We start from the raw sequence: 8,622 nt of genomic DNA, 5'->3' as shown, positions 1-8,622 counted from the left end.
CGTTGGGGTGTGGCTGCCGGCGTTCGTCTGTGCCCGGGGGGGGGTGGTGGTTGGGGGGGGCGGGGCTCGTCGCCCGGGGGGGTGGCCGGCGTGTTGGGGTGTGGGGGGGCGCCCCACGGCGGTGTGCGGGAGGGTCAGCGGGTGCTGTTCGTTCCCCGGCGGCGCAGGCCGAAGAACACGGCTCCGCCGCCGATGGCGACCAGGGCGGCCGCGATACCGGCGATGATGCCGGTGTTGGAGTTCGCGCCGGTCTCGGCCAGGTTCGACTCACCGGCCGCCGGTGACGGAGCGCTGCTCGCGGTGTCCGCCGGGGCGGTGCTGCTGCTCTCCGAGGCCGACGGGGTCGGGGTGATGGTCTCCTCGGCCGGGGTCGAGGCGGACGCCGACGGCGTCGGGGTGGGCGTCGGCGTCGGGGTGTCCTCGGTCTTGCAGGCCGTGGACGGGGTGGTCAGGTTGGGCTTGATGTCCTCGTCCACGTAGGTCTCGGCCTTGACGTGGATGCGGTACTCGGCGTTCGGCAGCCAGTCCTCTTTGAAGGTGATCGTGACGCCCTCGCGCGAGCCCTTGACCACCTGCTCGCCGACCTTCTTGACGTCGGCACCGTTGTTCTCGAGGAACACGGTGACGGTGGCCGGGATACCGGCGGGGTCCACGTCGGTGACAGTGATGACGCCCTTGGCGCCCTGGCACTTGGCTTCGGCGGAGAACTCGTTGATGTTGCAGGCGAACGCGCTGCCGGAGGCACTGAGCGCGAGCGCGGCCGAGGCGGAGGCGACACCGAGGATGCGCACGGAACGTGCGACGGTACGGCGAGTTATGGACACTTTTGTCCTTTACGAGTTGCGCAACTGCGGGGGGTGGGTGAGGTGTTGATGTGACATCAGCATCCTCTAGAGGTTCACAGGTCTATAAGCGCTGCATAAGAAGTGTCAACGCATATGCAGGCTACAAGCGTTTGCTTTGCCCTCTGTTTAACCACCGAGACGTTTCAGCACCCCCGGAGCCTCCTCGATCCGGTCGACCAGCGCGATGCGGGCCTCCATCGACCGCTCCCGCGCGAGCGCCTGAAGAAGCGGCCATGTGGGCAGCCGTTCCGTCCAGTGGGCGCGGTCCACGAGGACCATCGGCGTGGGCTCGCCGCGCGACTCGTAGTAGTTCGGCGTCGCGTTGTCGAAGATCTCCTGCACGGTGCCGGCGGCGCCCGGCAGGAAGACCACGCCCGCGGTGCAGCGGGCCAGCAGGCCGTCCTCGCGGGTGGCGTTGGCGAAGTACTTGGCGATGTGGGAGGCGAAGGCGTTCGGCGGCTCGTGGCCGTAGAACCAGGTCGGGATGCCGACGGAGGTGCCGCCCTTCGGCCACTGGGCACGCACCTCGAAGGCGGCCGACGCCCATTCGGTGACCGACGGCGTGAACTTCGGCGCCTTGGCGAGGAGTCGGAGCGACTCCGTCAGCATGTCGTCGTCGTACGGGGCGGCGTACGCGCCGAGGTTCGCAGCCTCCATCGCGCCCGGGCCACCGCCGGTGGCGACCGTGAAACCGGCGCGGGCCAGCTCCCGGCCGAGTCGCGCGGCACCGGCGTAGGCCTCCGTGCCGCGCGCCATCGCGTGGCCGCCCATGACACCCACCACCCGCGTGCCGCGCAGGAGTTCGTCGAGGGCGTCCGAGATGGAATCGTCGTGGATCGAGCGCAGCATCGAGGCGTATATGTCGCCGTCGGCCTTGGTCTGCTGGAACCAGGCGTACGCCAGGGCGTCGGGCGTGGCCTCGTAGCCGTCCGGCAGGGAAGCGAACAGGTCGTCGGGGGAGTAGAGCAGGCCCCGGTACGGGTTGAACGGCAGGTCGGGGACGGGCGGGAAGACCATCGCGCCGTCCGCCCGGACCTTGACCGCCGCGTCCTGGCGCATGGGGCAGCCGAGGAAGACGGCACCCGCCGTGTCCGTGCTGAGCAACTCCCGCGTACGGTCCGTCAGGTCGACGGCCTGGACCCGGAATCCGGCGAGCGTCGCACGGGCCGAGACGGTCGCGTCGAACTCGTCGAGGCTCTCGATCTCACGGTCGTTGTGGTGGGCCGCATGGGCGGGCATCGTCTGCACCCGCCCATGCTAGGCACATCGGTTCAGCCCTCGATGGCGGACGGGTCCATCCACACGACCTCCCAGGTGTGGCCGTCGAGGTCGTCGAAGGAACGGCCGTACATGAAGCCGTGGTCCTGGGTCTCGCCGGCCGGGGAGCCGCCCGCGGCGAGGGCCTTCTCGACCAGTTCGTCGACCTTCTCGCGGCTCTCGGCGCTCAGCGCGACCAGTACCTCGCTGGTCTTCGTGGCGTCGGCGATCTCCTTCTTGGTGAAGGTCGCGTAGAACGGCTTGGTGAGCAGCATGGCGACGATGGTGTCGCTGATCACCACGGAGGCAGCGTTGTCGTCGCTGAACTGCGGGTTGATCGAGTACCCCAGCTCCGTGAAGAACTTCTTCGAGGCGTCGAGGTCGTTCACGGGCAGGTTCACGAAGATCATCTGCTGGTACGTCGAGGTCATCGGTCTCTCCCATCGGGTGCGTGGTGTTCGGTGGGTTAGACGGTGCGTGCCGGCGGAAGTCATCGGCCGACGGAGATTTTTTTCCTGCCGTTTTCGGTGGGGCCTGTCAGCGGGCCAGCGGCAGCGCCGCCAGCTCGGCGACGATCAGCGTGAGCGGGCCGAACAGGGCCAGCAGCGCGCCGGCACGGAGGGCGGCGGCACTGCGCAGCGTCGTGGCGGGGGCGCCGAGCCGCAGCAGTGCGGCCGTGGTGTCGGCGCGGGCCTGCTTGGCCTCGACGGCGGCGGTGAGCAGGGTCGCCACCGTGCAGCCGGTCACCAGGAGCAGGCCGAGGGCGGTCAGGGGGCCGAGGGAGGGCTCGGCCCCGTCGTACAGCGATGCCATGGCGTACGTGCCCGAGGCCACCGCGCAGACGACGCCGAGGGGGCGGCCGATGCGGGAGGCCTCCGCCATCAGGACGCGGCCGGCGAGGAGGCGGAGGGCGCCGGGGCGGGCGGTCTGGAGGAGGCGGCCGCACAGGTGGGTGAGGCCGGGGCCGGCGAGGGCGAGGCCGGTGGCGGTGAGGATCCAGCCGACGAGGACGGAGGCCGGGCCGGGGTTGGCCAGGCCGTCGGGCATGGCGGCGGGAGTACCGGGGGCTGTGCGGATGGCGTATGCCTCTGCCGCCAGGCCTGCGGCCAGTACGGCGATGCCCCAGGGGAGGTTTCGGGGGGCCTCCTGGGGGGCCGGGGTGAGGGCACTGGGGTCCGGGTCGGGGGTGGGCGCGTCCTGGGCCGGTGTTGGGGCGTGGGTTTCACTTGCCCGCGCTTGCGGGGTGCCGCCTGCGCCCACCCGTGCCGCCCCAGCGGCACGACTGCCCGCAGGCTGCGCGGCCGGACTGCTTGCGGGCTGTGCGGCCGGACTGCTCGCGGGCTGCGTGGCGCGATTGTCCTCGGGCTGTGGAGGGCGGTCGGACGCGGGCGGCGTGGGCCGGTCGCTCGCGGGCTGTGTGGGGCGGCTGTCCGCGACTCGCAGGCGGGATCCGAAGCGGCCGTACGCTCCGAAGGTCTCCCGTCCGGTCGTGTTGCCGTACGGGACGAAGCGGCCGTACGGCCTGCCTGCCGCGCGTGTCGATGCCGGTCTGTCCTCGCGGGGGCGCAGGACCCAGCCGACCGCCACCGACGCGATCGCCGGTGTCAGGGCCAGCAAGGTGAGGGCGGCCGGCAGCGGCAGCGGGTTCTTCGCCGCCAGGAACTCCGATGCCGCGCCGTCGAAGGGCATGCCCGTCAGGTCGCCTCGCAGGTGGAGGAAGAACAGGAGGGCGAGCATCGAGCCCAGCGTGCAGGAGAGGGCCGTCGTCGTCGCCGACATCGCCATCTGGCGGGCCGGGCCCAGCCCGATGGCCGAGAGGCCGGTGCGGGGCCTGGTGGCGGGGTCGGTGCGGGCCACGGCGACCGCGAAGTAGACCGTGGCGGCCAGGGGAGTCGCGCACCAGGCCAGGCGGAGGGCCGAGGCGGCCGGTGCGTCCGGGTGGGTCATCGCGTAGCCGAGGGTGCAGAGCAGGAGGAAGCCCGTGCCGGCCGAGGCCGCCGTCACCAGGAGGCGCCGGAGTTGGACAGCCGGGTGGGCGCCGCGGGTCAGACGGAGAGCGAGCACGTGGCCCGGCCTTCCGTCTCGGCGACCGGTGGCAGGTGGACGGTGTTCACGCGCCGTCCGTCCAGCAGGGACACCGTGCGGTCGGCGAGCGCCGCCGTGTCCACGTCGTGCGTGGCCAGCACCACCGTGATGCCGTGCGAGCGGGCCGCCGTGGTGAGCGTGCGCAGCACGTGGGCGCGGTCGGCGCGGTGCAGGGGCGCGGTCGGCTCGTCGGCGAACAGGACCGTCGGGGCGGGGGCCAGGGCCCGCGCGATGCAGAGCCGCTGGCGTTCGGACTGGCGCAGTTCGTGCGGGCGTTTGCGGGTGCAGTCGCCGATGTCGAGGCGCTCCAGCCACTCCAGGGCGGCCGCCTTGGCGCGGCGGCGGCTGGTGCCGCGCAGCATGAGGGGGAGGGCGGCGTTCTCCCAGACGTTCAGCTCGGGGACGAGCACCGGGGCCGGGTCGATCCAGCCGAAGCGGTCGCGACGCAGGCGCTCGCGGGTCGTCGGAGCCATGGTGTGCACGGGCACGCTGTTGAACCAGACCTCCCCGCGCTGTGCGGGGGTCAGGCCGGACAGGCACCGCAGCAGGGTCGACTTGCCGCTGCCGCGCGGGCCGCTGACGGCGAGGATCTCGCCCTCGCGGACGCCGAGCGAGACACCGCTGAGCGCGGGCGAGCCGTCGTCGTGGGTGAAGTGCAGGGCGCGTGCCCAGAGCACGTCGTTGTCCGGCGGGGCCACCATGGGCGTACACCTCGTTCAGATCCGTAATTCCCGTGCCGATCCCCCGTGCGGGGGAACGAAGGCAGGGCCGATCGGTTACAGGGCACGCTAAGGATCCGGGACCGGAACGCCGGACGGCACGCGGCCCGGGTGCACCCCTTCTCACTCGTACGGGTGCACGCGGGCCGCGGAAGCGCCGGAGGACTACAGCTTCGTCCACGCCTCCGTGAGCGTGGCGCGCAGGATCTGCTCGATCTCGTCGAACGTCTCCTGGTTGGAGATCAGCGGCGGGGCGAGCTGGACGACCGGGTCGCCCCGGTCGTCGGCACGGCAGTACAGGCCGTTGTCGAAGAGGGCCTTGGACAGGAAGCCGTACAGGACGCGCTCGGTCTCCTCGTCGTTGAAGGACTCCTTGGTGTGCTTGTCCTTCACCAGTTCGATGCCGTAGAAGAAGCCGTTGCCGCGGACGTCGCCGACGATCGGCAGGTCGTGCAGCTTCTCCAGGGTGGCGCGGAAGGCGCCCTCGTTGTCGAGGACGTGCTGGTTGAGGTTCTCGCGCTCGAACAGGTCGAGGTTGGCCAGACCCACCGCGGCCGACACCGGGTGGCCGCCGAAGGTGTAGCCGTGCAGGAAGGTGTTGTCGCCCGTGTAGAACGGCTCGGCCAGGCGGTCGGAGATGATGCAGGCGCCGATCGGCGAGTAGCCCGAGGTCATGCCCTTGGCGCAGGTGATCATGTCCGGGACGTAGTCGAACTTGTCGCAGGCGAACATCGTGCCCAGGCGGCCGAAGGCGCAGATGACCTCGTCCGACACGAGCAGCACGTCGTACTGGTCGCAGATCTCGCGCACCCGCCGGAAGTAGCCGGGCGGGGGCGGGAAGCAGCCGCCCGCGTTCTGGACGGGCTCCAGGAAGACCGCGGCGACCGTGTCCGGGCCCTCCATGAGGATCTGCTGCTCGATCTGGTCGGCGGCCCAGCGGCCGAAGGCCTCCGGGTCGTCGCCGAAGAGCGGGGCGCGGTAGATGTTGGTGTTCGGGACCTTGTGCGCGCCCGGGACGAGGGGCTCGAAGGGGGCCTTCAGGGCCGGCAGGCCGGTGATGGACAGGGCGCCCTGGGGGGTGCCGTGGTAGGCGACCGCGCGGGAGATCACCTTGTACTTGGTGGGCTTGCCGGTCAGCTTGAAGTACTGCTTGGCGAGCTTCCAGGCGGTCTCGACCGCCTCGCCGCCGCCGGTGGTGAAGAAGACCTTGTTCAGGTCGCCGGGCGCGTGGTGCGCGAGGCGCTCGGCCAGTTCGACGGCCTTCGGGTGGGCATAGGACCAGATCGGGAAGAACGCCAGCTCCTGGGCCTGCTTGAAGGCCGTCTCGGCGAGTTCCGTGCGGCCGTGACCGGCCTGGACCACGAACAGACCCGCGAGACCGTCGAGGTAGCGCCTGCCCTTGTCGTCGTAGATGTGGGTGCCCTCACCCCGGACGATGGTCGGGACGGGGGAGTTCTGGTACGAGGACATGCGGGTGAAGTGCATCCACAGGTGGTCGTACGCGGTCTGGCTGAGGTCCTTGCTCACGGCTATCGGGTTCCCCACATGTAGGTCTGCTTCTTGAGCTTGAGGTAGACGAAGCTCTCGGTGGAGCGCACGCCGGGGACGGCTCGGATGCGTTTGTTGATGACGTCCAGGAGGTGGTCGTCGTCCTCGCAGACGACCTCCACCATCAGGTCGAAGGAGCCGGCGGTCATCACCACGTACTCGCATTCGGACATGGCGGTCACCGCGTCGGCCACGGACTCCACGTCACCATCCACGTGAATGCCGACCATCGCCTGCCGGCGGAAGCCCACGGTGAGCGGGTCCGTGACGGCGACGATCTGCATCACGCCCTGGTCGAGCAGCTTCTGCACGCGCTGGCGCACGGCCGCCTCGGAGAGGCCGACGGCCTTGCCGATGGCCGCGTACGGCCGGCGGCCGTCCTCCTGGAGCTGTTCGATGATGGCGAGGGAGACGGCATCCAGATGCGGGGTGGTGCCGTTCCTGGACTCGCGGGAGTCCTTGGGGTCTGCGCTTCGACTGGCCACGACGTCACTGTGCACGACGTCTCGACACTTCCGCAAGGTCGAGGCGATGAAATTCGTTGTTTACGCGACCGAGACCTGCGGATTTCGCAGCCTTGACGGGAGTGGGGGTGTTGAAAACGTCGGCGTGCGGATTAGGGTGGGTGTCTCAGTCAATGGACAGTTCGACCCGACACAGGAGGCCGGCAGTGAGCACCGAGCTGCGTGGGCTGCGCACCCTACGGAACTACATCGCCGGGGAGTTCCGGGACGCCGCCGACGGACGGACCACCGAGGTGGTCAACCCCGCGACGGGCGAGGCGTACGCGACCGCGCCGCTGTCCGGGCAGGCCGACGTGGACGCCGCCATGGCGGCGGCCGCCGCCGCCTTCCCGGCCTGGCGCGACACCACCCCCGCCGAGCGCCAGAAGGCCCTCCTGAAGATCGCGGACGCGTTCGAGGAGCGTGCCGAGGAACTCATCGCGGCCGAGGTGGAGAACACGGGCAAGCCGATCGGGCTGACCCGCTCCGAAGAGATCCCGCCCATGGTCGACCAGATCCGCTTCTTCGCGGGCGCGGCCCGGATGCTGGAAGGGCGCTCGGCCGGCGAGTACATGGAGGGTCTGACCTCGATCGTCCGCCGCGAGCCGGTCGGCGTCTGCGCGCAGGTCGCGCCGTGGAACTACCCGATGATGATGGCCGTGTGGAAGTTCGCCCCGGCGCTCGCGGCGGGCAACACGGTCGTGCTGAAGCCGTCGGACACGACCCCGGCCTCGACGGTCCTGATCGCCGACATCATCGGCTCGATCCTGCCCAAGGGCGTCTTCAACGTCATCACCGGCGACCGTGACACCGGCCGCCTGATGGTCGAGCACCCGACGCCGGCGATGGCCTCCATCACCGGTTCCGTCCGGGCGGGCATGTCCGTCGCCGAGTCCGCGGCCAAGGACGTCAAGCGGGTCCACCTGGAGCTGGGCGGCAAGGCGCCGGTCGTCGTCTTCGACGACACGGACATCCCCAAGGCCGTCGAGGACATCTCCGTCGCGGGCTTCTTCAACGCCGGGCAGGACTGTACGGCCGCCACCCGTGTCCTCGTCCAGGAGGCCATCCACGACGAGTTCGTGGCCGCGCTGGCGAAGGCCGCCGCCGAGACCAAGACGGGTCAGCCGGACGACGAGGACGTCCTGTACGGCCCGCTCAACAACCCCAACCAGCTCAAGCAGGTCTCCGGCTTCATCGAGCGGCTGCCCGCGCACGCCAAGGTCGAGACCGGTGGCCACCAGGTCGGTGAGAGGGGCTACTTCTACGCGCCGACCGTCGTCTCGGGCCTCAAGCAGGACGACGAGATCATCCAGAAGGAGGTCTTCGGGCCGGTCATCACCGTCCAGTCCTTCTCCGACGAGGACCAGGCCGTGGAGTGGGCCAACGGCGTCGAGTACGCCCTCGCCTCCTCCGTGTGGACCAAGGACCACGGCCGCGCGATGCGGATGTCCAAGAAGCTCGACTTCGGCTGCGTGTGGATCAACACCCACATCCCGCTGGTCGCCGAGATGCCCCACGGCGGCTTCAAGAAGTCCGGCTACGGCAAGGACCTCTCGTCGTACGGCTTCGACGACTACACGCGGATCAAGCACGTGATGACGTCGCTGGACGGCTAGCCGGTACGGCGTACGGCGCGGCCCCGGACGGGAGTTGACCGTCCGGGGC

The 8,622-nt window shown here is 70.3% G+C and carries 8 protein-coding genes; 1 reads left to right on the top strand and 7 read right to left on the bottom strand.

Features of this window, described 5'->3' with window-relative positions:
• Positions 1–134: 134 nt before the first annotated feature.
• From ACFWWR_RS08125 to ACFWWR_RS08095, 7 genes are all read right to left on the bottom strand, one after another.
• Positions 135–791, bottom strand: a complete 657-nt coding sequence (locus tag ACFWWR_RS08125; protein ID WP_384302536.1) for an LAETG motif-containing sortase-dependent surface protein — start codon at positions 789–791, stop codon at positions 135–137.
• 180 nt (positions 792–971) lie between these two features.
• Positions 972–2,093, bottom strand: coding sequence for an LOG family protein (locus ACFWWR_RS08120; RefSeq protein ID WP_383861267.1), 1,122 nt, complete (start codon positions 2,091–2,093; stop codon positions 972–974).
• 23 nt (positions 2,094–2,116) lie between these two features.
• Positions 2,117–2,533, bottom strand: a complete 417-nt coding sequence (locus ACFWWR_RS08115) for a VOC family protein (protein ID WP_383861270.1) — start codon at positions 2,531–2,533, stop codon at positions 2,117–2,119.
• 106 nt (positions 2,534–2,639) lie between these two features.
• Positions 2,640–4,166 (bottom strand): hypothetical protein, encoded by a 1,527-nt coding sequence (locus ACFWWR_RS08110; protein WP_384302534.1) that lies wholly within the window; start codon positions 4,164–4,166, stop codon positions 2,640–2,642.
• Complete coding sequence (locus ACFWWR_RS08105) at positions 4,148–4,888, bottom strand: ABC transporter ATP-binding protein (RefSeq protein WP_384302532.1); 741 nt, start codon at positions 4,886–4,888, stop codon at positions 4,148–4,150. Before ACFWWR_RS08105 ends, ACFWWR_RS08110 begins: the two co-directional genes overlap by 19 nt.
• Before the next feature lie 183 nt (positions 4,889–5,071).
• Entirely contained in the window at positions 5,072–6,451 is a 1,380-nt protein-coding gene (locus tag ACFWWR_RS08100; protein ID WP_383861279.1) for an aspartate aminotransferase family protein, read from the bottom strand.
• Positions 6,436–6,954, bottom strand: coding sequence for an Lrp/AsnC family transcriptional regulator (locus ACFWWR_RS08095; protein WP_383861282.1), 519 nt, complete (start codon positions 6,952–6,954; stop codon positions 6,436–6,438). Before ACFWWR_RS08095 ends, ACFWWR_RS08100 begins: the two co-directional genes overlap by 16 nt.
• Before the next feature lie 170 nt (positions 6,955–7,124).
• Between ACFWWR_RS08095 and ACFWWR_RS08090 the strand changes: the two genes are divergently transcribed.
• A complete protein-coding gene (locus tag ACFWWR_RS08090) occupies positions 7,125–8,573 on the top strand; it encodes a gamma-aminobutyraldehyde dehydrogenase (RefSeq protein WP_383861285.1) in 1,449 nt (482 codons plus the stop codon).
• Positions 8,574–8,622: the final 49 nt, after the last annotated feature.

Source organism: Streptomyces sp. NPDC058678 (genome assembly GCF_042714835.1).
In the GTDB taxonomy this organism is placed as follows: domain Bacteria; phylum Actinomycetota; class Actinomycetes; order Streptomycetales; family Streptomycetaceae; genus Streptomyces.
Note: the sequence above shows the minus strand (reverse complement) of the source record. Positions and strands in the feature narration are given on the sequence as shown.